Below are 21,744 nucleotides of genomic sequence, written 5' to 3'. Positions count from 1 at the left end.
CGGCCTAGGACCGGACATCGACGTACGACTCAAGCAGCGCCAGCGCCGCCTCCGGATCCTCGACATGGGCGTTGTGCCCCAGACCGGACAGCATGCGCGAGGGTACGCCGAACCGGGCCAACTGGTCGTCACCGACCATCGGGTCGCGCTCGCCACGGGCCAGCAGCACCGGCGCGGAGACCGCCGACAGCAACCCGCCCATCTCCGGAGCCCCGACGCCGAACGCGCCCGGATCCATCGCCAGCCGCCAGCGGCCGTCCTCGGTCGCGACGATTCCGGCGTCGACCACCGGATCGTCCGGTTCGACCAGGCCGACCAGGCCGGAGACCCGCAGATACCGCTGGGCCGCCTCGGCCCGGGAGTCGTACCAGGCCACCGGGCGGGCGGCCAGCGCGGCGGCCTTGCCGAGTTCGTCGGGGGTCCAGCCGACCTTCACACCCAGCGCGATCACCGCCTCGACCGCCCAGCCGGTCCCGGCACCGGTCGGCTCGTCCGACCCGCACCCCGCCAGGGCCAGACCGACCGCACCGCCCAGCGAGTGCCCGAACACCACCACCCGGTCACCGGGAGCGAACAGCCCGGCCAGGCCGGCGGCGAGGGAGTCGAAGGAGTACCGGTCGAGCGGGGCCGAGCCGCCGTGCCCGGGCAGATCAGGCGCCAGCCAGCGGCCCGGCCAGCGGTCGGCCAGCGGCTCTGCCCAGCCTCGCCACACGGCACCGGTCGCGCCCATCCCGTGCAACAGCAGCAGCACCGGCTGGCCCGTACCCCCACCGAGCGCCACCCGCAGGTCCCGGCCCGCCGGATCTCCACCCGTCATGCCGAGCAGTCTGCCACCGGGGGCTGTCGTACCGTCCACATAGCATGGCCGGATGTCGGAGACTCCCACCAGTGAGGCCGCCACCGGGGCCGGGATCCGGCCGGGCGCGGTGGCGGTGCTGACGCTGCCGCGCGGCGGGTACGGCGCCGTCCAGGTGGTCTCCGTCGGCGACGAGACTCTGCTCGCGTACGCCCTGGACTGGTATTCGGCGCAGCGGCCGACCCTGGCGCAGCTCGCCGGAGCCGGTCCGCTGCGCCTGCGGCACCACAGCCACGACGGCGGGGTGGCGGCGATCAACGTGCGGCGGGACGGCCCCGTCCCGCTCGACTTCGACTGGCTCGGTGACCAGCCGCTCCGGCCCGGCGCGCCCGAGACCTCGGCCAGCTACGCCGGCTGGTCCTACCTGCCCGACCAGGTCTACCGGCAGCGCGAGTGGGACCTGCGGCTGCCGGAGCGGGTGAAGGCGGAATACCGGGCGGCGCGGACCCGGGGCCAGGTCGAGGTCGATCTCGGCGGCGAGCCGGCGACGATGGGCGCGGCCACCTGGCGCCTCGACCTCACCGGCTCCGCCCTGCTGCCGCCGACCGGCGACGTACGCTGGGCCGGCCTCGACGCGCTGCCCCGGTGCAGCACGCTGACCTGGCGCGGCCCGGCCCGCGGGTTGCCCGAGGCGCTCGCGGCCCGGCCGATCGTCTCCAGCCTGACCTGGCACGATCCCCCGGCCGAGGTCGACCTCGCGGCCAGCAGCCTGACCGACCTCACCCTGCACGGCTCGGGCGTGCGGACCCTGCGGCTGCCGCCCACCCTGCTGCGCTGCCGACTCGCCGGCAGCGTGCCGGCCACCGTCGACGCGGCCGAGCGGGGGCGGTGGATCAGCCTGAGCGTCGAGGTCACCGACACTCCGGTGCCGGTCCCCGCCGGGCTGCACGGCGTACGCCGCCTGGGGCTGCGCGGCGGCGGGGTGATCTCGGCGGCGTCGCTCGGCGAGCTGGCCGACCTGGAGACGCTCCTGTTGAGCTGGCAGAAGGCGCCCGGCCTGCTGGTCGACCCCGACCCGCTGGCGACGCTGCCCCGGCTGTACGCCGTCGAACTGCTCGACGGGTTCGGCTGCGCCGCCGACACCCTGCCCGAGCTGCCGGCCCTGCGCCATCTGGAGGTCGACGGGCTGCGCCGCTCGGTGGTCGCTCCCCTGCGGTCCCGCTACCGGGGCACCGGCGCCGCGCTGCTGCTCCGGGGCGCGAAGTCCGACGCGTGGCTGGAGGCAAACTTCGGCAACCCGTTCCGGGACTGGGTCGATGACGATCCGCGCGGCGGCACGGCCGCCTGCCGGGCGTACGCGACCGCGCTGCGGGCCGTCGACCGGCTGCCGGCCGACGGCGCCGGGCGGGTCGAGGCGGCCGAGCCGATCCTGCGGGCCCTCGTCGACGCGCTCAACCGGATCGAGCAGCGCTACGAGATTATCGACACCGTCAACCGCGAGCAGGCTGGGGACGCGTTCCTCGCCCTGGCCGACCGGGCCGGCGTACCGGCGGATCTCGCCGACACCTGGTTCGACGACTGGCGCGACTTCTGAGCCGCCGCCAGGGCGGTCAGCGCAGTGCGGCGGCCATCCGGCGGACCGCCTCCGTGACCAGTTCCGGAGAGGCCGCCAGGTTGAACCGGGCGTGTCCGGCACCACCGGTCCCGAACAGCGGCCCGGAGACCAACGCGACCCGGCCGCGATCCAGGAACACCTGCGCGGGGTCGGCGGGTGCACCGGAGTCGCCGACCGGCAGGGTCAGGCCCCGGCAGTCCAGCCAGGTGAGATAGGTGCCCTCCGGCGGCCGGTACCGCACCTGCGGCAGGTGCTCGGCGAGCAGGTCACCGAGGAGCCGGCGGTTCTGGTCGAGCCCGGCCAGCAGCTCGTCGAGCCAGCCGCCGCCGTAGCGGAGTGCGGCGGTGTGCGCGAGCGCGCCCAGATGGCTGGCACCGTCGCCGGCCACCTTCGGCATCCGGGCCAGGTCGTCGGCGGCCGCCGGCCCGGCGACCGCCAGCGCCGCCTTCACCCCGGCCAGGTTCCACGCCTTCGACGCGGAGTACAGCGCGAGGCCGCGTTCACCGCCGGGCATCGAGAGGTACGGCCGGAACGTCACGCCCGGATAGATCAGCGGCGCGTGGATCTCGTCCACCACGACGCGTACGCCGTACCGGTCGGAGAGCTCGATCACCATGGCGAGTTCGTCGGCGGTGTGCACGGTGCCGGTCGGGTTGTGCGGGCTGCACAGCAGGTAGGCGGCCCGCCGGCCCCCGGCAACGGCATCGGCGAAGGCCGCCGCCAGGGCGTCCGGGTCGAGCCGGTACTCCGCGTTCAGCGGTGCCTCGACGACCCGCCGGTCAGCGCCCCGGAGAAAATCGTAGAACGGCGGATAGACGGGCGGGTTGATCACCACCGCGTCGCCGTACCCGGTGACCAGCTTGACCATCTCGACGACGCCGAGCATCACGTCGGGGACCAGCCGGGTGTGCTCGATCTTCGGGGCCCAGCCCCAGCGTTCCCGGGCGAATCCGGCGAGCGCCGAGGCGTAGTCCGTACCGTCCGGCGGGTAGCCGGTGTCACCGAGCGCGACCGCCTCGGTCAGCGCCCGCGCGACCGGCTCGGCGAGCGGCACGTCCATCTCGGCAACCCAGAGCGGCAGTACGTCCGGCGGGTACCGCCGCCACTTCTCGCTGGTACGGCGCCGCAGGTCGGCCAGGGAGAGGGTCTGCAAGGGGTTGCCCACCAGGCAACGGTACTTGCCCAGGCACTCCAGCTGCCGGGGCCCGGGCCGACAGGCGCAATCCGGGTTCGGCCCGGTCAACCGTCGATGACCGGGCCGAACACCCGGTCGCGGTCGAACGGGCAGGTGGAAGTCTCGTCGCCGCCGAACAGCTCGGCGACGAGGTCACGGGCGCTCGGCAGCACCGGAGGCGGCATCCGCCTCCCGTCCCGCCACTCGGCGTCCCAGCCGCCGTCACTGTGGATGGCGAACCCGTCCGGCAGCAACCGGTGGCAGCGGAGCAGGATGGCGCTGACGGCGAGGTCGTAGGGCTGGCGTCCGGTCTTGCAGAACCCGGTCACCCGGCCGTCGGCGCTCTCGTGGCGGTAGCCGGGCCAGCGGGGTGCCAGCACCAGCGGCTCACCGTCCTCCTCGTCCTCGCCGCTGCCGTTGACGGCGATGACCTCGTACTCCGGTGGCAGCGTTCCCTCGAAGGGATCCCGGCAGAGCCGTACGCCGGCCGCCGCCACCCGGTCGAGGATGCGCTCGGCGTCGGCCCGCATCTGGGGCCACGCTTCGAGAAACGGCGTGCTCCGGGGGTGGTACGAGAAGTAGTGGGTGTAGCCCATGGCTGGGATTGTCGCCCGATCAGGGCAGGCCCGCTGCCCCGGCCGGTGCACACCTGCCACCCTGGCCGGGAAGAGTCGGCTACCCGTGGTACACGGAGTTTCCCGGCGGACGAACGCCCGCGAGAATGCCGGGGCAAAGGCCCGGACCGGTCGGCTGACCGGCCCGGACCTTTACCCGTGATCGGCACTGTCAGCCAGCGCCCTGGCAGCCACCCCTCACACTGTTGCTCATCGGTGAGATGTAGTTCCCCGACTGGTCTATAGCGCGAACGCTCCAGATTATGTCCGGGTCCCAGCCATAGAAGACGTCGATTGTCGAGCGGGTACCGGATACCCAGACTCCGTCGGCGAAGATCCGATAGCCGAATGCGCCCGGTACGGCCGTCCAGCTCAGCGACATCTCCTGACCGATACACACCGGACGCAGCATGGTGGGTGCCTGCTGTGTCGCGGTGGCGCCCGCGACCGGCTCAGCGGAGGCCGGGGCGGCCCCCAGCAGCAAGGCACCGGCAACCAGCACGGCCGCTCCCCACACGCGCGCCGCGCGTAATGGTTCCGTTGGCATCGTCGTTCGTCCTTCCTATCGTCGGAAGTGATTGCGTGTGAGGCCTCGTCTGGTCACACGCCGAACTAGGACGTCCGGTTCATCCTCGCGCCAAGCTCCATCCCGGCCCTGTGCGCCCGACTGCCGGCGAGCGGCCGTGACAAGGGCCCAGCTCCGCCCCTGGGTCAGCGTTCGCCGCGCATGCCTGGCAGGGACGTGCCCTGAAGCACCGGTGACGGGCCGGCGGCACGGCGGCCGGGCCGACCCACCCCGCGAGCGGATATCCGCCGCGGGTGGGCAATCACCGCCGGATCCGGCACCACCACGGCGGCTCGGCCCGCGTACCTCCGCACCCGTCGGTTACGGCATCTGTACGGGATATGACCCCGGTCCGTACGGCATCGAGCTCGGCTGCACCGGATAGGTTTCCCGGCGCTCCGCCTGGGCGAACCCGGCGGCCCGGCTGTTCACCTGCGGCCAGCCGCCGGCCTCGTGGAACAGTCGCAGCGCGGTCGCCACCACCTCGGCCAGCGACTCGTTCGCCTCGATCTCGATGGTGGCGCCGGGGGTGTCGATCCGGACCTTGGTCGGACTGGCCGAGCCGTCGCCCGACGACCTCGACGCCCCCTCGTCGGTCGGGGCCGACGCCGGCTCGGGCGCCGCAGGTGTCGGCGTCGCGGGGTGCGGAGTCGGCGCCTCGGCGGTGGCCGGGGCGTCCGGCGCACCGGGAGTGGCCGGTACCTCCGGCGGCGAGGTCTCGGGGGTCGGCGAGGTCTCCGGCACGACCTCCGGTGCGATCTCCGGCGGCGCCGGCTGGGCGGGAACCGATCCGGCAGACGACACGGGTCGGGATGGCTCGGCTGTCACCCCACCATTGTCGGGTCGGGCCGCGCCGGTCTGCCATGCCACCCCCGGTGCCGTGCACCTCCTCGGCGACGAACCGGTCGAGCACCCGTCCCCCACACCGTCACCGCGTCGCGGCGGTCAGCCGGCGACCAGCGCCTCCTCCTCAGCCCGGGGCCGCTCGTCCTGCTCGAACTGGGTCCGGTAGAGCTCCTCGTAGCGGCCACCGGCGGCGAGCAGTTCGTCGTGGGTGCCGCGCTCCACGATCCGGCCCTCCTCCACCACCAGGATCTGGTTGGCGGCCCGTACGGTGGAGAGCCGGTGCGCGATCACCAATGCCGTACGGTCGGCCAGCGCCTCGCCGAGCGCCGCCTGCACCGCCGCCTCGGAGGTGGAGTCGAGGTGTGCGGTCGCCTCGTCCAGGATCACCACCCGGGGCCGGGCCAGCAGCAGCCGGGCGATGGTCAGCCGCTGCCGCTCGCCGCCGGAGAGCCGGTAGCCGCGCTCGCCGACCACGGTGTCGAGCCCGTCGGGCAGTCCCTCGATCAGGTCCGCGAGCCGGGCCCGGCGCAGCACGTCCCACAGCTCCTCCTCGGTCGCCCCGGGCCGGGCCAGCAGCAGGTTGGCCCGGATGGTGTCGTGGAACAGGTGCCCGTCCTGGGTGACCAGGCCGAGGGTGTCCCGGATCGAGTCGGCGGAGAGGTCCCGGACGTCCTGCCCCGCCAGGCGTACGGCACCGGAGTCGGCGTCGTAGAGCCGGGGTACGAGCTGGGCGATGGTGGACTTGCCGGCCCCCGAGGAGCCGACCAGGGCGACGAGTTCGCCCGGCTCCACCCGGAACGACACGTCGTGCAGCACGTCGACCCCGCCCCGGGTGTCCAGGGTCGCCACCTCCTCCAGCGAGGCCAGCGAGACCTTGTCGGCCGACGGATAGCCGAAGGTCACCCCGTCCAGCTCGACCGAGACCGGCCCGTCCGGCACTCGGCCCGCGTCGGGCTTCTCGGTGATCAGCGGCTTGAGGTCGAGGATCTCGAAGACCCGCTCGAAGCTGACCAGCGCACTCATCACCTCGACCCGGGCGCTGGCCAGCGCGGTCAGCGGGGCGTAGAGCCGGGTCAGCAGCAGGGCGAGCGCGACCACCGCACCCGGCTCCAGTTGGCCGCGCAGCGCGTAGAAGCCACCGAGGCCGTACACCAGGGCGAGCGCCAGCGCCGAGACCAGGGTGAGTGCGGTGATGAAGACCGACTGGACCATCGCGGTGCGTACCCCGATGTCGCGGACCCGGCGGGCCCGGTCGGCGAACTCGGCCGACTCCTCCGCCGGCCGGCCGAAGAGCTTGATCAGGGTCGCCCCGGGCGCGGAGAACCGCTCGGTCATCTGGGTGCTCATCGTCGCGTTGTGGTTGGCGGCCTCGCGCTCCAGCCGGGCCAGCCGGGTGCCCATCCGGCGGGCCGGCAGCACAAAGACCGGCAGCAGCACGAGTGCGAGCAGGGTGATCCGCCAGGAGATCCCGATCATCACGACCAGGGTGAGCAGCAACGTGACGAGATTGCCGACCACCCCGGAGAGGGTGTCGGAGAACGCCCGCTGCGCGCCGATCACGTCATTGTTGAGCCGGCTGACCAGGGCGCCGGTGCGGGTCCGGGTGAAGAAGGCGACCGGCATCTTCTGCACGTGGTCGAAGACCGCCGTACGCAGGTCGAGGATCAGCCCTTCGCCGATGCTCGCCGAGAGGTAGCGGGTCAGCAGCGCCAGGCCGGCCTCGGCCAGCGCGACGACTCCGATCAGCACGGCCAGCCCGACCACCAGGTCGGTGCTCCCGCCGCCGACGATCCCGTCGACCACCCGGCCGGCCAGCACCGGCGTGGCCACCGCGAGCACCGCCATCACCACGCTGAGCAGCAGATAATGGGTCAGTCGCCGGCGGTGTGGCCGGGCGAAGCCGGCGATGCGGCGGAGCGTGGCCATGGAGAACGGGCGCCTGTCCTGCTGGGCGTGCATCGCGTGGTACAACGAGTTCCACGCCGTGACTTCCATATCCATCGCTGGCACCCTCCGTGAACACCGAGTCGCCCGGACCCTACCGGCGCCCACCGACATTAGGACCTCAAGCAATATCGAGGTCAACGTCCGGCGGAATCGTCGGGCCGGTACCCGTTACTGGCACCCGCAGGCCAGGCGACCGTGGCCGGATACCACCGCCACCCGGCGCCGCCACCGACCTGAAGGCCCGGCGACGCGGACGGCAGGGCCCGGCGGCGGAGACGGCGACGGGCCGCCCGCGCATCGCGGACGGCCCGTCGGTGGTTGTCGGGTCAGGTCAGGCGGCGGCCAGCGCCGGGCCGTCGGCGGTGTCGAGCAGCCCCGGGTCGTCCGCCGGCCGCAGGGCCAGCGCCAGTACGTCCGCCACGTCGGCCAGGGTGTGCACGGTCAGTGCCTCCCGGACCTCGGTGGGCAGGTCGTCCAGGTCCGGCTCGTTCCGGGCCGGGATGATCACCTCGGTCAGCCCCGCCCGGTGCGCGGCGAGCAGCTTCTGCTTCACCCCGCCGATCGGCAGTACCCGGCCGGAGAGGGTGACCTCGCCGGTCATGCCGAACTCCGGGCGTACCGGCCGGCCGCTGGCCAGCGAGGCCAGCGCGGTGACCATGGTGATGCCGGCGCTCGGCCCGTCCTTGGGCACCGCACCCGCCGGTACGTGCAGGTGGATCCGCCGCCCGGCCAGCGCGTTCGGGTCCAGCCCCAACGCCCGGCCGTTCGACCGGAGGTAGGAGAGCGCGATGTGCGCCGACTCCTTCATCACGTCGCCGAGCTGCCCGGTCAGGGTCAGCCCCGGCTCGCCCTCCATGCTGGTCGCCTCGATGAACAGCACGTCACCGCCGGCACCGGTCACCGCCAGCCCGGTCGCCACTCCGGGCACCGCCGTCCGCTCCGCCGACTCCGGCGTGAACTTCGGCCGCCCCAGGTAGCTGGCCAGGTTGTCGGTGTCGACGCGTACCGGACCCTCGGTCGAGGCCAGCGCGACCGCGACCTTGCGCAGGATCTTCGCCAGCGCGCGTTCGAGCTGGCGTACCCCCGCCTCGCGGGTGTGCTCGGCGGCGATCCGGCCCAGCGCCTCGTCGGAGACGCTCACCTCGTCGGCGGTCAGTCCGGCCCGCTCGATCTGCCGGGGCAGCAGGTGGTCCCGGGCGATCGCGACCTTCTCCTCCTCGGTGTAGCCGTCCAGCGTCACCAGCTCCATCCGGTCCAGCAGCGGGCCGGGGATCGCCTCCACCACGTTGGCGGTGGCCAGGAAGAGCACGTCCGACAGGTCGAGGTCGACCTCCAGGTAGTGGTCCCGGAAGGTGTGGTTCTGTGCCGGGTCCAGCACCTCCAGCAGGGCGGCGGCCGGATCACCGGCGTACCCCGCCGAGATCTTGTCGACCTCGTCGAGCAGCACGACCGGGTTCATCGAGCCCGCCTCGCGCAGCGCCCGGACGATCCGGCCGGGCAGCGCGCCGACGTACGTCCGGCGGTGGCCACGGATCTCGGCCTCGTCCCGGATGCCGCCCAGGGATACCCGGACGAACTTCCGACCCAGCGCCCGGGCGACCGACTCGCCGAGGCTGGTCTTGCCGACTCCGGGCGGGCCGCCGAGGGCGAGCACCGCGCCCGAGCCACGGCCGCCGACCACCTGGAGGTTGCGGGCCGCGCGCCGGTTGCGCACCGCCAGGTACTCCAGGATCCGGTCCTTCACGTCGGCCAGGCCGGCGTGGTCGGCGTCCAGCACCTGCCGGGCCTGCACCAGGTCGGTGTTGTCCTCGGTACGCGTGCTCCACGGCATCTCCAGCACCGTGTCCAGCCAGGTACGGATCCAGCCCGCCTCCGGGGAGGCGTCGCTGGCCCGCTCCAGCTTGCCGACCTCGCGCAGTGCCGCCTCGCGTACCTTGTCGGGCAGGTCGGCGGACTCGACCCGGGACCGGTAGTCGGCCGAGCCGTCCGGCTCGTCCTCGCCCAGTTCCTTGCGGATCGCGGCGAGCTGCTGGCGGAGCAGGAACTCCCGCTGGGACTTCTCCAGCCCCTCGCGGACGTCCGTGTTGATCCGCTCGGTGACCTCCTGCTCGGCCAGGTACGCCTTCACCCAGCCGACCAGCAGTTCCAGCCGGGCGGTCACGTCCGGTGCGGCCAGCAGTTCGATCTTCTGTTCCAGGGTGAGCCACGGCGCGTAGCCGGCCGAGTCGGCCAGTTCGGTCAGGTCGGTCATCCGCTCGACCGCGTCGATGACCTGCCAGGCGCCGCGCTGTTGCAGCAGTGACGTCACCAGTGCCCGGTACTCCCGGGCGAGTTCCTTGGCCCGGCCGGCCGGTGCCGGCTCGGTGACCTCCACGGTCTCGACCCAGAGGGCCGCACCGGGGCCGGGCACACCGGAGCCGATCCGGGCCCGGGACAGCCCGCGCACCACGGCGGCGGGTTCGCCGCTGGGCAGCCGGCCGACCTTCTCGATCGTGGCGATGACGCCGATGGAGCCGTACTCCCCGTCGACCCGGGGCACGGCCAGAAGCTTCTTGTCGCCCGTGGCCCGGGCGGCGTCCACCGCTGCCTGGGTGGTCGCGTCCAGGGTCACCGGGATGACCATGCCGGGCAGCAGGACAGCGTCGGTCAGAGGAAGAACCGGAAGAGTTGCCATCACACACCTGCCATCGTTAGTTGAGCTTGTACGACTCAAGTAACAAACGGTGCCCCATGTTCCGGCTTGTGATCCAGACCACTACGACGATCCGGAGTCCTCGACCGGACCGGACGGTCAGCCCAGTGGGGCCCGGCCGGCGCAGGGCCCCTCCAGCAGCAGACCGATGCCGCTATCCGGCCTGGCAGGGCTGGCCGTTCAGCGCGATACCGCTGGGTGGGAAGGTCCCGGCGGCGAGGTACCCGACGGTCACCGTGACGCCCGGCGCGATCACCGCGTTCCAGCCGAGGTTCCGGGCGGTGACGATGCCGCCGGTGTGGCCGACCAGGGCCGCGTTCCAGATAGCGGCGATCCGCTGCGAATCCGGCAGCCCCCAGGACAGCGTCCACCCGTCGACCGTGGTCGGGGCTATGTTCCGGACCGAGATCCAGGTCTCCGGGCCCCGGCGGTAGTAGGAGGCCGCGCAGGTCGGCGCCGGTCCCGTGGTCACGGTCACCACGTTGGACAGCGCCGAGGGATTGCCCGCCTCGTCCACCGCCCGCACCGCCAACCGGTAGGTGGTGCGGGGCGCCAGTCCCGAAACGGTGGTGCTGGTGCTGGGATAGGCGGGTGGCAGCAGGTAGACCCGTCCGACCACGGTGTTGCCGGTCAGGGTGAGCGACAGCACCTCGTACTGGGCGAGCAGCACGTTGTCGGTGGACAGGCCCCAGCTCAGGCCGACGGTGGTCTCCCCGACCGCTCCGACGGTGAGGGCGACGGGTGGGGTCGGCGGCTGGCTGTCCCCCGGCGGCATGGTGAAGCGCAGCGACGGCGGCGCCGCCGAACGGTTGCCCGCCGCGTCCAGCGCCCAGACCCCGAAGGTGTACGTCCGGGACGGCAGCATTCCGCTGATCACGATGCTGTTGGTGGGAGTCCGGTGCAGCATCGCGATGTCGGTGAAGATCTGCGACACGTGGTACTCGGCCACCCCGACGTTGTCGGTCGAGGCGGCCCAGGTGAGCTTCACCGAGTTGGCGGTGGTGCCGGCGACGGTGATCGGGCCGGGCGCGGTCGGCGGCTCGGTGTCCTCCGCCGCATGTGCGGTGCCGGCGGTACCGGCCAGGGCGACGACGAGGAAGGGCAGGATCAGGGTACGGGGCCAGTGGCGGGCCGGTCGGGACGGACGACTGCGCACGGGAATCCTCGCTCTCGACTACCGACGCCGGGACGCCCAGACGTCGGGATATTCATCGTGAACGATGGATTGGCGCCCGGGATCCCCCACCCGGCCAGTAGTCGACGGGTGCGGCTCCGTCAGTTCTCCGGACCGAGAAGGCCGCTCCGGACGGCGCCGAGAAAGGCCGCCCAGCCGGCGCCCCGGTAGACGAGTACGGGCCCACCACGGTCCTTGCTGTCCCGCACCGCGACCCGCCCACTGCTGTCGAGCACCGGACCCGCCTCCACACAGTTTCCGTCCCCGTTGCCGCTGCGGGTACTGACGTGCCAGGCCACCTCGGGCAGCGCGACGGCCCGCACTGCGTCGTGTGTCGCCATGTGGCTCACTCCAGATGTGCTTCCAGATCCGACAGGAACGCGAGAGTGGCCTTCTCCGACAGGGCCACCTTGCGCAACCGATCGTACGTCCGGAGCAGAGTCTCGGCCGAGTCGCCTTCCACCACGACGTTGCCGGCTGTGGTCGAGATGTAGCCGGCCACCGGGTAGGGCGGGCGCATCTGGAACACGTCGAAGGCACCGTTCGGGCTCGGGTGTGCACCAACCTCCGCAGGAAGCACCAGCACCTCGACGTGCCGATACCGGGACACCTCGCGCAGATGGGCAAGCTGCGCCCGCATCACCTCGGCGCCACCGACCAGCCGCCGCAACGAGCCCTCGTCGATAACAGCAGAGAGCCGGACTGGCTCGTCGCCCTCCAGCCGCTGCTGTCGAGTCATCCGCAGCTCGATGAACCGGACGATCTGCTCCTCCGTGACATCGGCATGAGCTGCGCGGATCAGTGCTTCGGCGTACTCGCGGGTTTGCAACAGGCCAGGCAGCACGCCGACCTGGAAGGAACGGATCTCGGTCGCCCGGCTTTCCAGCCAGATCCAGTCGATGAGCGAAGCCGCGACGTTGGCGGTGAAGCCGTCCCACCAGCCCTTCTGCCAGGCGTCCTCGGACATCGTCTTGAGGTCTTCCCGGCGCTGCCGGTCGTCGATCCCGCAGATGTCCAGGTAGGCGAGCACTTCGGGCACTCGGGCCGGCAGCATGCCGGACTCGATGCGACTGACGGTGGACGGGTCGCGCTTGATGAAATCGCCGACCGCCTTCAAGGTCAGCTTCCGCGACTCGCGCATCTCGCGGAGCTGTTGACCGAGCCACTGCGCCCGCAGTGTGAACGCCTGCTCGTTCGGCATGACACCCCTCCTCGCCGCCGATTGCCCGGAAGCAGCATCCAGCAAGACCCGACAGGATGCAAGCTTGCACAGACCTCGATTGATGTGCATGCTGAACGTACATCCACAGTCACCTGATGCGATACCCCGGAAGCCGGATGGGCGCTCGGTCGCCGACGGCACGGCCCGCCGGACCCGCCTCTTCCCCGCAGAGCGGCGGGCTGGGCGGTCGGGCGCCCATCCACCTGCCCGAACGACACCGACCCTCGGGACTGAGGGGACAGCCGATGACGACATACCGCTCCCGGGCGAGCGTCGAAGCAGAGGCGGCGCACCAGATGCTCGCCGCGCACGTACCCGATGTGGAGACCGGAGTCTGTCCGATCTGCCTGGTCGCCGGCCCGTGCCAGCCGGCGAACACTGCGGCGAACCGCCTGGTCGAGCTTGGCCTGCCAGTACTGCCACCGACCATCCCACGCCCCGGGCGAGCCCGACTTCTGGCGTACGTCGGGCCGGTGCTCCGGGCGGCACCGCTGCTCACCTTCGGCTGGCGCCGCCGCCTCGGACTTCTGGACCGCGACGGTGCCGGATGACCGCGCTGCCGTTCGACCCGCTGGACCCGCCCGCCGAGCCGCCGCCGGGCTGCCCGATGCCCACGCTGTGGCGAATCGCGTACGCCCTGCATCAACTCCATCGCACCGACGGCGACCACTGCGTCTGCGGTGCACGCCATCCCTGCACCCACCGGCGAGCCGCCCTGCGTGCCCTGGTCGAAGCCTGCGGCATACGCCTGCCGGTGCCGCGCGCCGACATCTTCGACCTCTGGCACGGCATCCTCCTCCTCACCCCCGCCACCCGCCCTGCTCACCTGGACAACAGAGGCGCTACGCCGCAGTGGTAGCGCATCTGATGTCCAGGTCGATGCCGGGCCGGCGGTGACTTTCCGACATTTCGGGTCGCGTGGGCAGCCGCCCCGGTGCCCGCCGGGTGGCCAGGTCGGGGACAGTCAGTCGGCCAGGTCAGTCAGTCGGTGGTGAGGTCGCGGCGGGTGGCTATCGCGGCGGCGGCCAGGGCCAGCGCGGTCCAGGCGGCGGCGATCAGCAGGCTCGTCCGGTCACCGCCGCCGGCGCCCAGGAACGCGGAGAACGGCAGCGGCGCGGAGAGCCGGCCGAGTAGTCCCTCGACGAAGACGAACCAGCCGGCGTACCCGAGGAACAGCCAGGTGGGGCGGCGTACCACCGCTGCGTTGGCGGCGCCGAAGACCGCCATCACCGGCACCAGGGTGAGGGTGTTCCGGTACTGCGTCAGGTCGCCCTTGGCCAGCACGGTCACCCCGCTGACGGCGGCGAACCCGACCGCCACGATCACGCTGGCCACCACCTGGCCGAGCAGGGTGAGCAGTCGAGCCGGTCGGGCCAGATAGAGCAGCACGGCCGTACGGTGCTGGAAGTGCTGGGTCACGCCCAACACAGCGAGGCCGAACGCGCCCATCCCGGCCAGCAACGCCCAGGCGTCCACGTTCACCGCGCCGAAGAGCGCACCCAGCACACTGAACACGGCGATCGAGACCCAGCTCGACCGGATCGTGGCCATCCGGTACAGCTCGCTGCGGACCAGTGCGATCATCAGGCCGCCGCCAGGTTGAGGAAGATCTGTTCGAGGTTCGGGGCGTCCTCGGTCAGCTCGTAGATCGGCACCCGCGCCTCGAAGGCGATCTCACCCGCGTCCTCCGGGGAGAGGCCCACCACCTCCAGCACGTACCCGTCCGCACTGACCCGGCCGCCGGCCCGCTCGAACGCCTGCCACAGCCGCCGGGGGTCACGGCCCCGGATCCGCAGCCGGCGGGTGGCGCCGCCGTACAGCTCGGCGAGGGGGGCGGCGCAGCTGACCCGCCCCCTGGCGATGATCACCACGTCGTCGATGAGCTGGGCCAGCTCGGCGAGCAGGTGGCTGGAGATCAGGACGGTGCCACCTGCCCGGGCGTGGTCGCGCAGCAGCTCGCGCAGCCAGGCGATCCCCTCCGGATCGAGCCCGTTCGCCGGCTCGTCCAGCACCAGCACCGGCGGGCTGCCCAGCAGCGCGGTGGCCACCGCGAGCCGCTGCCGCATGCCGAGCGAGTAGTCGCCGGTGCGCTGGTCGGCGGCGTGCGCCAATCCCACGTACTCGATCAGGTGGTCGACCCGGGACCGGCCGGCGCCGGCCAGGACGGCCTGGGTGACCAGGTGGGCCCGGCCGGTCTGGCCGGGATGGCTGACGCCCTGTTCAAGGACGGCGCCGACCTGCCGCAGCGGGTGCGCCAGATCGCGGAACCGCCGCTTGTTGACCAGCGCCCGGCCGGACGTCGGCCGGCTGAGCCCGAGCAGCATCCGCAGGGTGGTGGTCTTGCCCGAGCCGTTCAGCCCGAGGAATCCGGTCACCCGGCCCGGTACGGCGGAGAAGGTCACTCCGTCCACGGCCCGGACCCGCCGGTACTGCTTCGTCAGTTCGATGGCCTCGATCATCCCGGCCATTCTTACCCGGCCCGCCGCGCCACCGGGGACAGCGGATCCCCCTCCCCGGTGGTCGCGACCCCCGCAGCGCGGCTACATCCGCTGGAGTTCGCCGGTCTCGTCGAGTTCACGCAGCCCGGCGGCGCCACCGAACTCGCGGTCGACCATCTGCTGGAAGGCCGGCGGAACCGGCCGGCCGGTCGCCGCGTACAAGCGCTTGATCGCCGCGCCTGGGCGGCGGATGTCGTCCAGCATCCCCGGGTTGATCCGGTCGAACTCCGCCTCGATAAGGCGGGTGGCGGTCTCGCCGACCGTCTCGCCCCGGGCGTTGGCCAGCATCACCAGGAGTTCGTGCAGCTCACCGTCGATAACCAGGGCCCGCTCCCCGTCGTCCATGGCCTCACGCTAAGCCGGGTCGCCCCGCGACGGGCGCGGATCGACCGAGGTGGCGACTGCCGGGGACAGCGGGCTCAGGGTGGCGGCTGGCCATCGGGTGGCACGGCTGTGTTGCATGATGCTCCGGTGACCGGAGAGCAGGCGCCGACCGCCGAGCGCCGACCCACCGACCGGCCGCCGGGTGGGGTGGTGCTGGAGGCGGTGCTGGAACGGATCACCTACGCCAACGAGGAGACCGGCTACACCATCGCCCGGTTCGCCACCGAACGGACCGGGTCCGACCTGCTCACCGTGGTCGGCTCGCTGCTGGGGGTGCAGCCCGGCGAGAGCGTACGGCTGGTCGGGCGCTGGAGTTCGCACCCGAAGTACGGGCGGCAGTTCGAGGTGCAGTCGTACACGACGGTGCTGCCGGCGACGGTGCAGGGCATCGAGCGGTACCTCGGCTCTGGGCTGATCAAGGGGATCGGGCCGAAGATGGCCGAACGGATCGTCGCGCACTTCGGCGTCGACACCCTGCGGGTGATCGAGGAGGAGGTCGGGCGGCTGGTCGAGGTCCCCGGGCTCGGTCCGAAGCGGACGAAGCTGATCGCCGCCGCCTGGATCGAGCAGCAGTCCATCAAGGAGGTGATGGTCTTCCTCCAGGGCGTCGGGGTCTCCACCTCACTGGCCGTACGCATCTACAAGAAGTACGGCGACGGGTCGATCTCGATCGTCCGCAACGAGCCGTACCGGTTGGCCGCCGACGTCTGGGGGATCGGCTTCAAGACCGCCGACACCATCGCCCAGGCCGTCGGCATCCCACACGACAGTCCGCAGCGGGTCCGGGCCGGCATCCAGTACACCCTCTCCGAGGCCGCCGACGCCGGGCACTGCTACCTGCCCGAACCGAATCTGGTGGCGGACGCCGCCGAGATCCTCGGGGTCCCCGTCGAGCTGGTCCGGGACTGCCTGGCCGACCTCGCGGCCGACGAGGGCGTGGTCCGGGAGGCGGTGCCGAACCCGAGCAGCGAGGGCGGCACGATCCCGGCGGTATATCTGGTGCCGTTCCACCGGGCCGAGTCCGCGCTCGCGGCCAGCCTGCTCCGGCTGCTGCGGCACCACAGCGACCGGATGCCGGCGTTCGCGAGCGTGGACTGGGCGAAGGCGCTGGCCTGGCTGCGTACCCGGACCGGTGCCGACCTGGCCCCGGAGCAGGAGGCCGCGGTCCGGCTCGCGCTGACCTCGAAGGTCGCGGTGCTGACCGGCGGACCCGGCTGCGGCAAGTCGTTCACCGTCTCGTCGGTGATCAAACTCGCTGCCGCCAAGGGCGCGAAGATAGTGCTGGCCGCGCCGACCGGCCGGGCCGCGAAACGGATGACGGAATTGACCGGATATCCGGCCGCGACCGTGCACCGGCTGCTGCAACTGCGGCCCGGCGGCGACCCGACGCACGACCGGGACAACCCGATCGACGCCGACCTGGTGGTGGTGGACGAGGCGTCGATGCTCGACCTGATCCTGGCGAACAAGCTCGTCAAGGCGGTCGCGCCCGGCGCGCACCTGCTGCTGGTCGGCGACGTCGACCAGTTGCCCTCGGTCGGTGCCGGCGAGGTGCTCCGGGACGTGCTGGGCGCCGAGTCGATCCCCCGGGTCCGGTTGACGAAGATCTTCCGGCAGGCGCAGAAGTCCGGAGTGGTGGTCAACGCGCACCGGATCAATGCCGGCCAGTCGCCGCTGCTCGGCGAATATCCCGACTTCTTCCTTTTTCCGGTGGACGAGCCGGAGGCCACCGCCGAACTGGTGGTGGACATCGTCGCCCGCCGGGTGCCGCGCAGGTTCGGCCTGCGTCCCCGGGACATCCAGGTGCTCACCCCGATGCACCGGGGGCCGGCCGGCGCCGGCAGCCTGAACACCGCACTGCAACAGGCGATCTCGCCGTACCGGGAGGGGCAGCCGGAGCGCCGGCACGGTGCGCGGATCTTCCGGGTCGGCGACAAGGTCATCCAGATCAGGAACAACTACGACAAGGGCGCCGCCGGGGTCTTCAACGGCACCGTCGGGGTGGTCACCGAACTGTCGGTGGAGGACCGGAAGCTCACCGTCCGCACCGACGAGGCCGAGGAGATCGGGTACGACTTCGACGAGCTCGACGAGCTGCAACACGCGTACGCCATCACGGTGCACCGGTCGCAGGGCAGCGAGTATCCGGCGGTGGTGATACCGGTGACGATGAGTTCCTACACGATGCTGCAACGGAACCTGCTCTACACGGCGGTGACCCGGGCCCGGAAGCTGGTGGTACTGGCCGGGTCGCGCAAGGCGCTGGCCATCGCGGTCCGCACCGCCGGCACCGGTCGCCGGCACACCGCACTCACTCACCGCCTGAGCGGCCCGAGCTCGCTCCGACCCGCTATGTGACGTGAATCACGCGCCCAGTCTCAGCGGATAGACCTGCAAAAATCCGGATAAGACCCGCTGATACACCATTCGACAGCGTCTCCGCCGCATCGATGTCTCGTTAGGACTCTTGCCGTCCGGCGTACGCCCGCCGCAGCGGCCCGAGTGTCCCCCTGTCACCGGACGGAATACATGTCGAACACAACGGTCAGAGTCGAGGTCTTCCCGACGGACGACGCCGGTCTCCGCCAGATCGGGCCGAGTCGCCGACTCACGACGCTGCTACAGGAACGCGCCGACGAGATCGGCACCGCCGTCCGGGACATCTCCCGGATGCTGCGCGAGTCGGTGGACACCGAACCCGACGACACCGGATTCCGGGTGTCGAACGTGACCTCGACCTTCGGGCTCAGCCTCGCCACCAGCGGCGGTGTCGTGGTCACGCGCGCGTCGGCGGAGGTCTCGTTCGAGGTCACCCTCACCATCGAACGTGCCTGAGCCCTCGTGGAGTCGCGGAACTCGTACCTGGTCAGGATCCGTCCGCGCGACAAGCCCGACGCACCACCCGGATACACCGTCGGGTTCCTGGTCAGCAGCCACTGGGTGATCACCGCCGGGCACTGCCTCTCCAGGCTGGCCGAGGACGAGCCGGTCCGGATGACCCTGGCCGGCAGCGGAACGGTCGACGGGCGGGTGGTGCGGATCGCGCAGCGGGACGACCTCGGCCTGATCTGCGTCACCGGCACGCCGCCCCGGGCGGTGGTCCGGCCGGTCCTGGCCAGGGCCGCGGACAACGACGGATGGGTGGCACCGGCCCGACCCGAGGCCAGCCCGCACCGGTTGACGGGCTCGGTGCTCAACGCCGACCTCCGGCACCGGTGCGCCGGTGGCGGTGAGATCGCCGCCCTCGAACTCAAGGTCGAACAGGAACTCGGCGACTACCACGGCTACAGCGGCGGTCCGGTCGAACGGGTACCGCGCCCGTCCGACGAGCCCGGCCCGCCGGTCGTACTCGGCATGCTCGTCGAGCAGGCACCGAAGTGGAACCGTTCCGGAGACGCCACCAACGTGCTGATCGCGGTGCAGGCCGAGTACGCCCTCGCCGAACTCGACGTCCTCGCCGACGCCCGGCGGCTGGCCCAGGAGAACACCCGGGCACTGCAACGGGCGTCCGACGCCGAACCGGTCGCGCTGACCCAGGAGCTCAGGGAAATCAACGTGATGGGCGACCAGCTCGACCGCATGATCAGCCGGGGCCTGCTGGGGCGCCGGAAGGCCCGCCGTTTTCTGCACAAGGTCCTGGATCGGACCCTCCGGTACTGGATCGCCAGGAGCAACCGTGACCGAATCCGCACCTGACGAACTCGTACTCGACGAGGTGTTGCCCCGGGCCATCGCGGAGGCCGAGGCGGCGTTGCGGCGGCCGAACCGGGGACGGGCCGGGCTCGACCTGCTCCGGCCGGCGGTAACCTCGCTGGCCGCCTTCGACACGAAGCGGAACCCGGGTGCCGTGCACCGGCTCGCGATGCTGCTCACCCGGCTCGGCCTGCACGCCGAGGCCGGGCGGCTGCTCGACTGGGCGGCCTGGCGGACCACCCGGGGCAGCGACGCCTGGCTGGCCACCGAGAACGTCCGGGCGATCCTGGCGGCGGCCCGGGGCGAGCGGGACCGGGCGGCGCTCCTGCTCGACCTGGCCCTGCGCACCACCGACCGGCTCTCGGTGACCAGCGCGAAACTGCACGCCAACCTGGCCGTCCTCTGCCTGGAGACCGGCGAGTCCGGCCGGGCCGCCCGGCACGCGACCGCCGCGCTGACCGCCGCGATCAGCACCGAGCGTCCGGCGGAGTGGCCGGCCGACCTGCTGGCCAGCGCGGAAGCCAGCGCCATGCAGGCGATCGAGCGGTCCGCCACCGATCCGCCGCGTACCGCCGAGGAGTTGCGGGACCTCGCCGAGACCCAGTTCGCGCTGGCGATGCGGCGCCGACGGCTCGACCTGGTGGAGTCGGCGATCGAGGTGATGGAGCTGGCCGGCCAGCACCTGACCGCCCGGCTGCCCGCCACCCATCCGGAGGCCGTACGGCTGCGCGAGAAACTGGCCACCGCCGAGGACCGGTACGCCGACCTGCGCGCGGCGAGCCCCGCCACCCCGCTCCCGGTCGCCGCCCGGCCTGTCGCCGTCACCCCGGGCTGGCCGCCCGCGCCCCCGCCCGACCCGGCCCGGGAGGGCGTGCCGGAGGCGTACCACCTGGTCGTCGACCGGTATCTGGACAGCGTCTTCCGGTTCGTCTACTACCGGGTCGGCGACCGGCGGCTCGCCGACGAGTTGACCTCGACCGCCGTACGCCGGGTGCTGCACCGGATCGACACCTTCACCGGTCCCGACCGCGAGCTGGGCGCCTGGCTGATCGGCACCGCCCGCCAGGTGTTGGCCGACCACCCGCCGGACGACCGGCCGCTGCCGCCGGTCGACGACCCGGACCACCCGGCCCGGGACAGCGGCGCGGAGCTGGTGAACGGTCCCCTGCTGACCGCGGTCCGGCGACTCGACGCCGAGCAGCGGGACTGCCTCGTCCTCCGGTTCCTCCAGGCCCTCTCGGTGGCGGAGACCGCGCGGGCGATGGGGCAGACCGAGAGCCGGGTCCGGGCCGTACAGCACCGGGCCGTCCGCGCGCTCACCCGACTGCTGCCGCCCGGCCCGCCACCGCCCTGGCCGGACGTTACTCGGCGGCGGGTGCACCGGGTCCGGTACCTGCTGCGCAAGCTGCTCCGCCCCAGCCCGCCCGATCTCTTCCGGGGCGACGGCGAGGACAGCGGGTCGGCCGCCGGCCGGGGCGTCGTGCACGGTGCCGACCGGCTCATCGTGCTCGGGCTCCAGCTCCGGGCCATCCCGACCACGCGGTCCAGCGGCGCTGTTGCGCCGTGCCCACAGCACCCGATCGCCTGCCCGCCGCCGCTGAACCCTCTTCAACCCGAACAGAGCGGCGCGTACGCCCCGACTCCGACCTGGGGCCACGGCGGGCCGTTGGGGAAGGTTGACCAGGGTTCACTGCTCACGCCGGACTCGGACGCCCGGCTGCGGAGCATGCTGCTGGCGATCGTCGGCGGAGCGGCGGTCACGATGGCCGGAGCCGACGGCGCCGCACCGGGCACGCCCGGCGGTGCGGTACGGAGCGGATCCCGGATCGTCGTGACGGGGCGGGCCGGGCAGAACGCCAAGGGCCGCCGCGGCCGGGGGTGGAGACGGGGCCGGGCCCGGGGCCGGGACGCCGTCGTGGCCAGCCTCGGCGTCGTCACGATCGCCGTCTCCGCACTTGCGGCCGGAGACGGGAGCACCCGCCCGGCCCGTCCGGTGTACGCGCTGGACCGCTCCGGCGCACCGGTCCAACCGGAGCCGGCCGCCTCGGCGCCGAACCAGGGCCGGCTGCTCCTCGGGATCGCGCGGTCCCGGTTGGACGAGGCGAGCGCCCACCGCGACAGCGGGGAGGACCTCGGCGCCCTGCTGGACGGCGTGGACGACGACATCCGGCAGGGCAGTCGGCTGCTCACCACCTCGGCCGTCCGGCGGCGGGACCCGGCGGCACTGGACTCGGTGGACGCCTTTCTCGACGGGCAGCACCGGCAGGTGGCCGAGTTGCTGGTCCGGGCCACCCCCACCGAACGGGACCGGGTCGCCGAGTCGGTCCGGCTGCTGGACGCCGTACGCTGCCGGGTGGACCGGTTGCGTACGACGTTGAGCTGCGACGACGGGGCACCTGAGGGCGTGGACACCCTCGGTCCGCTGCCCGCCGACTGCGCCACGCGATAACGGCCGAAGGAGTGGTCCCGGACTCGACGGCGCAAAACATATCGACAGGCGTTTCCGTATCTGGCGCCGGGTGCG

Annotated in this window: 20 protein-coding genes; 7 read left to right on the top strand and 13 right to left on the bottom strand. The window is 72.4% G+C overall.

From position 1 onward, the window contains the following. Positions 1-4 precede the first annotated feature (4 nt). On the bottom strand, positions 5-817 hold the full coding sequence (locus tag AAH979_RS36235) for an alpha/beta hydrolase (protein WP_346262638.1): 813 nt from the start codon (positions 815-817) through the stop codon (positions 5-7). 52 nt (positions 818-869) lie between these two features. Here AAH979_RS36235 and AAH979_RS36230 point away from each other — a divergent pair, with 52 nt between their 5' ends. Continuing rightward, positions 870-2,390: a hypothetical protein gene (locus tag AAH979_RS36230; RefSeq protein WP_346262637.1), complete on the top strand. Its 1,521-nt coding sequence runs from the start codon at positions 870-872 to the stop codon at positions 2,388-2,390. Positions 2,391-2,406: 16 nt separating this feature from the next. On the opposite strand, the gene AAH979_RS36225 is transcribed toward AAH979_RS36230, so the two are convergent. From AAH979_RS36225 to AAH979_RS36185, 9 genes are all read right to left on the bottom strand, one after another. Next, complete coding sequence (locus tag AAH979_RS36225; RefSeq protein ID WP_346262636.1) at positions 2,407-3,576, bottom strand: aminotransferase class I/II-fold pyridoxal phosphate-dependent enzyme; 1,170 nt, start codon at positions 3,574-3,576, stop codon at positions 2,407-2,409. A gap of 74 nt (positions 3,577-3,650) precedes the next feature. Beyond that, positions 3,651-4,181, bottom strand: coding sequence for a hypothetical protein (locus AAH979_RS36220; protein ID WP_346262635.1), 531 nt, complete (start codon positions 4,179-4,181; stop codon positions 3,651-3,653). Between the two features lie 190 nt (positions 4,182-4,371). After that, positions 4,372-4,701, bottom strand: a complete 330-nt coding sequence (locus AAH979_RS36215) for a hypothetical protein (RefSeq protein ID WP_346262634.1) — start codon at positions 4,699-4,701, stop codon at positions 4,372-4,374. Between the two features lie 384 nt (positions 4,702-5,085). Continuing rightward, positions 5,086-5,592: a hypothetical protein gene (locus AAH979_RS36210; protein WP_346262633.1), complete on the bottom strand. Its 507-nt coding sequence runs from the start codon at positions 5,590-5,592 to the stop codon at positions 5,086-5,088. A 117-nt stretch (positions 5,593-5,709) separates the two neighbouring features. After that, positions 5,710-7,611, bottom strand: coding sequence for an ABC transporter ATP-binding protein (locus tag AAH979_RS36205; protein ID WP_346262632.1), 1,902 nt, complete (start codon positions 7,609-7,611; stop codon positions 5,710-5,712). A gap of 277 nt (positions 7,612-7,888) precedes the next feature. Next, the gene (gene lon, locus AAH979_RS36200; protein WP_346262631.1) at positions 7,889-10,231 is read right to left on the bottom strand and encodes an endopeptidase La; all 2,343 of its coding nucleotides are present in this window, start codon (positions 10,229-10,231) and stop codon (positions 7,889-7,891) included. Between the two features lie 172 nt (positions 10,232-10,403). After that, on the bottom strand, positions 10,404-11,405 hold the full coding sequence (locus AAH979_RS36195; RefSeq protein ID WP_346262630.1) for a cellulose binding domain-containing protein: 1,002 nt from the start codon (positions 11,403-11,405) through the stop codon (positions 10,404-10,406). A gap of 119 nt (positions 11,406-11,524) precedes the next feature. After that, positions 11,525-11,764, bottom strand: a complete 240-nt coding sequence (locus tag AAH979_RS36190) for a DUF397 domain-containing protein (RefSeq protein ID WP_346262629.1) — start codon at positions 11,762-11,764, stop codon at positions 11,525-11,527. Positions 11,765-11,769: 5 nt separating this feature from the next. Further along, on the bottom strand, positions 11,770-12,624 hold the full coding sequence (locus AAH979_RS36185) for a helix-turn-helix transcriptional regulator (protein WP_346262628.1): 855 nt from the start codon (positions 12,622-12,624) through the stop codon (positions 11,770-11,772). Between the two features lie 266 nt (positions 12,625-12,890). On the opposite strand from AAH979_RS36185, the gene AAH979_RS36180 reads away from it, so the two are divergent. Both AAH979_RS36180 and AAH979_RS36175 read left to right on the top strand, forming a co-directional pair. After that, on the top strand, positions 12,891-13,196 hold the full coding sequence (locus AAH979_RS36180) for a hypothetical protein (protein ID WP_346262627.1): 306 nt from the start codon (positions 12,891-12,893) through the stop codon (positions 13,194-13,196). Then, positions 13,193-13,504 (top strand): hypothetical protein, encoded by a 312-nt coding sequence (locus tag AAH979_RS36175; RefSeq protein WP_346262626.1) that lies wholly within the window; start codon positions 13,193-13,195, stop codon positions 13,502-13,504. Before AAH979_RS36180 ends, AAH979_RS36175 begins: the two co-directional genes overlap by 4 nt. Before the next feature lie 122 nt (positions 13,505-13,626). Here the strand turns inward: AAH979_RS36175 and AAH979_RS36170 are convergent, their stop codons facing one another. The 3 genes from AAH979_RS36170 to AAH979_RS36160 form a co-directional block, all read right to left on the bottom strand. Next, positions 13,627-14,229 (bottom strand): hypothetical protein, encoded by a 603-nt coding sequence (locus tag AAH979_RS36170; RefSeq protein ID WP_346262625.1) that lies wholly within the window; start codon positions 14,227-14,229, stop codon positions 13,627-13,629. After that, a complete protein-coding gene (locus tag AAH979_RS36165; protein WP_346262624.1) occupies positions 14,229-15,104 on the bottom strand; it encodes an ATP-binding cassette domain-containing protein in 876 nt (291 codons plus the stop codon). Before AAH979_RS36165 ends, AAH979_RS36170 begins: the two co-directional genes overlap by 1 nt. 81 nt (positions 15,105-15,185) lie before the next feature. Continuing rightward, on the bottom strand, positions 15,186-15,488 hold the full coding sequence (locus AAH979_RS36160) for a hypothetical protein (protein WP_346262623.1): 303 nt from the start codon (positions 15,486-15,488) through the stop codon (positions 15,186-15,188). A gap of 186 nt (positions 15,489-15,674) precedes the next feature. Here AAH979_RS36160 and AAH979_RS36155 point away from each other — a divergent pair, with 186 nt between their 5' ends. The 4 genes from AAH979_RS36155 to AAH979_RS36140 all read left to right on the top strand — a co-directional run bounded on the left by AAH979_RS36155 (position 15,675) and on the right by AAH979_RS36140 (position 21,669). Continuing rightward, a complete protein-coding gene (locus AAH979_RS36155; protein ID WP_346262644.1) occupies positions 15,675-17,885 on the top strand; it encodes an ATP-dependent RecD-like DNA helicase in 2,211 nt (736 codons plus the stop codon). 171 nt (positions 17,886-18,056) lie between these two features. Continuing rightward, positions 18,057-18,362, top strand: coding sequence for a CU044_2847 family protein (locus AAH979_RS36150; protein WP_346262622.1), 306 nt, complete (start codon positions 18,057-18,059; stop codon positions 18,360-18,362). Positions 18,363-18,368: 6 nt separating this feature from the next. Next, positions 18,369-19,223, top strand: a complete 855-nt coding sequence (locus tag AAH979_RS36145; protein WP_346262621.1) for a hypothetical protein — start codon at positions 18,369-18,371, stop codon at positions 19,221-19,223. Further along, positions 19,204-21,669, top strand: coding sequence for a sigma-70 family RNA polymerase sigma factor (locus tag AAH979_RS36140; RefSeq protein ID WP_346262620.1), 2,466 nt, complete (start codon positions 19,204-19,206; stop codon positions 21,667-21,669). The genes AAH979_RS36145 and AAH979_RS36140 overlap by 20 nt, the downstream gene beginning before the upstream one ends. The last annotated feature ends 75 nt before the right edge of the window (positions 21,670-21,744 follow it).

The organism is Plantactinospora sp. ZYX-F-223 (assembly GCF_039649625.1).
Classification (GTDB): domain Bacteria; phylum Actinomycetota; class Actinomycetes; order Mycobacteriales; family Micromonosporaceae; genus Plantactinospora.
Note: the sequence above shows the minus strand (reverse complement) of the source record. Positions and strands in the feature narration are given on the sequence as shown.

What these genes read in the sequence shown, in the direction of transcription:
- AAH979_RS36235 (WP_346262638.1), bottom strand. Translation starts at nt 817, where the DNA reads ATGACGGGTGGAGATCCGGCGGGCCGGGACCTGCGGGTGGCGCTCGGT.
- AAH979_RS36230 (WP_346262637.1), top strand. Translation starts at nt 870, where the DNA reads ATGTCGGAGACTCCCACCAGTGAGGCCGCCACCGGGGCCGGGATCCGG.
- AAH979_RS36220 (WP_346262635.1), bottom strand. Translation starts at nt 4,181, where the DNA reads ATGGGCTACACCCACTACTTCTCGTACCACCCCCGGAGCACGCCGTTT.
- AAH979_RS36205 (WP_346262632.1), bottom strand. Translation starts at nt 7,611, where the DNA reads ATGGATATGGAAGTCACGGCGTGGAACTCGTTGTACCACGCGATGCAC.
- lon (WP_346262631.1), bottom strand. Translation starts at nt 10,231, where the DNA reads ATGGCAACTCTTCCGGTTCTTCCTCTGACCGACGCTGTCCTGCTGCCC.
- AAH979_RS36190 (WP_346262629.1), bottom strand. Translation starts at nt 11,764, where the DNA reads ATGGCGACACACGACGCAGTGCGGGCCGTCGCGCTGCCCGAGGTGGCC.
- AAH979_RS36185 (WP_346262628.1), bottom strand. Translation starts at nt 12,624, where the DNA reads ATGCCGAACGAGCAGGCGTTCACACTGCGGGCGCAGTGGCTCGGTCAA.
- AAH979_RS36180 (WP_346262627.1), top strand. Translation starts at nt 12,891, where the DNA reads ATGACGACATACCGCTCCCGGGCGAGCGTCGAAGCAGAGGCGGCGCAC.
- AAH979_RS36175 (WP_346262626.1), top strand. Translation starts at nt 13,193, where the DNA reads ATGACCGCGCTGCCGTTCGACCCGCTGGACCCGCCCGCCGAGCCGCCG.
- AAH979_RS36170 (WP_346262625.1), bottom strand. Translation starts at nt 14,229, where the DNA reads ATGATCGCACTGGTCCGCAGCGAGCTGTACCGGATGGCCACGATCCGG.
- AAH979_RS36165 (WP_346262624.1), bottom strand. Translation starts at nt 15,104, where the DNA reads ATGATCGAGGCCATCGAACTGACGAAGCAGTACCGGCGGGTCCGGGCC.
- AAH979_RS36160 (WP_346262623.1), bottom strand. Translation starts at nt 15,488, where the DNA reads ATGGACGACGGGGAGCGGGCCCTGGTTATCGACGGTGAGCTGCACGAA.
- AAH979_RS36150 (WP_346262622.1), top strand. Translation starts at nt 18,057, where the DNA reads ATGTCGAACACAACGGTCAGAGTCGAGGTCTTCCCGACGGACGACGCC.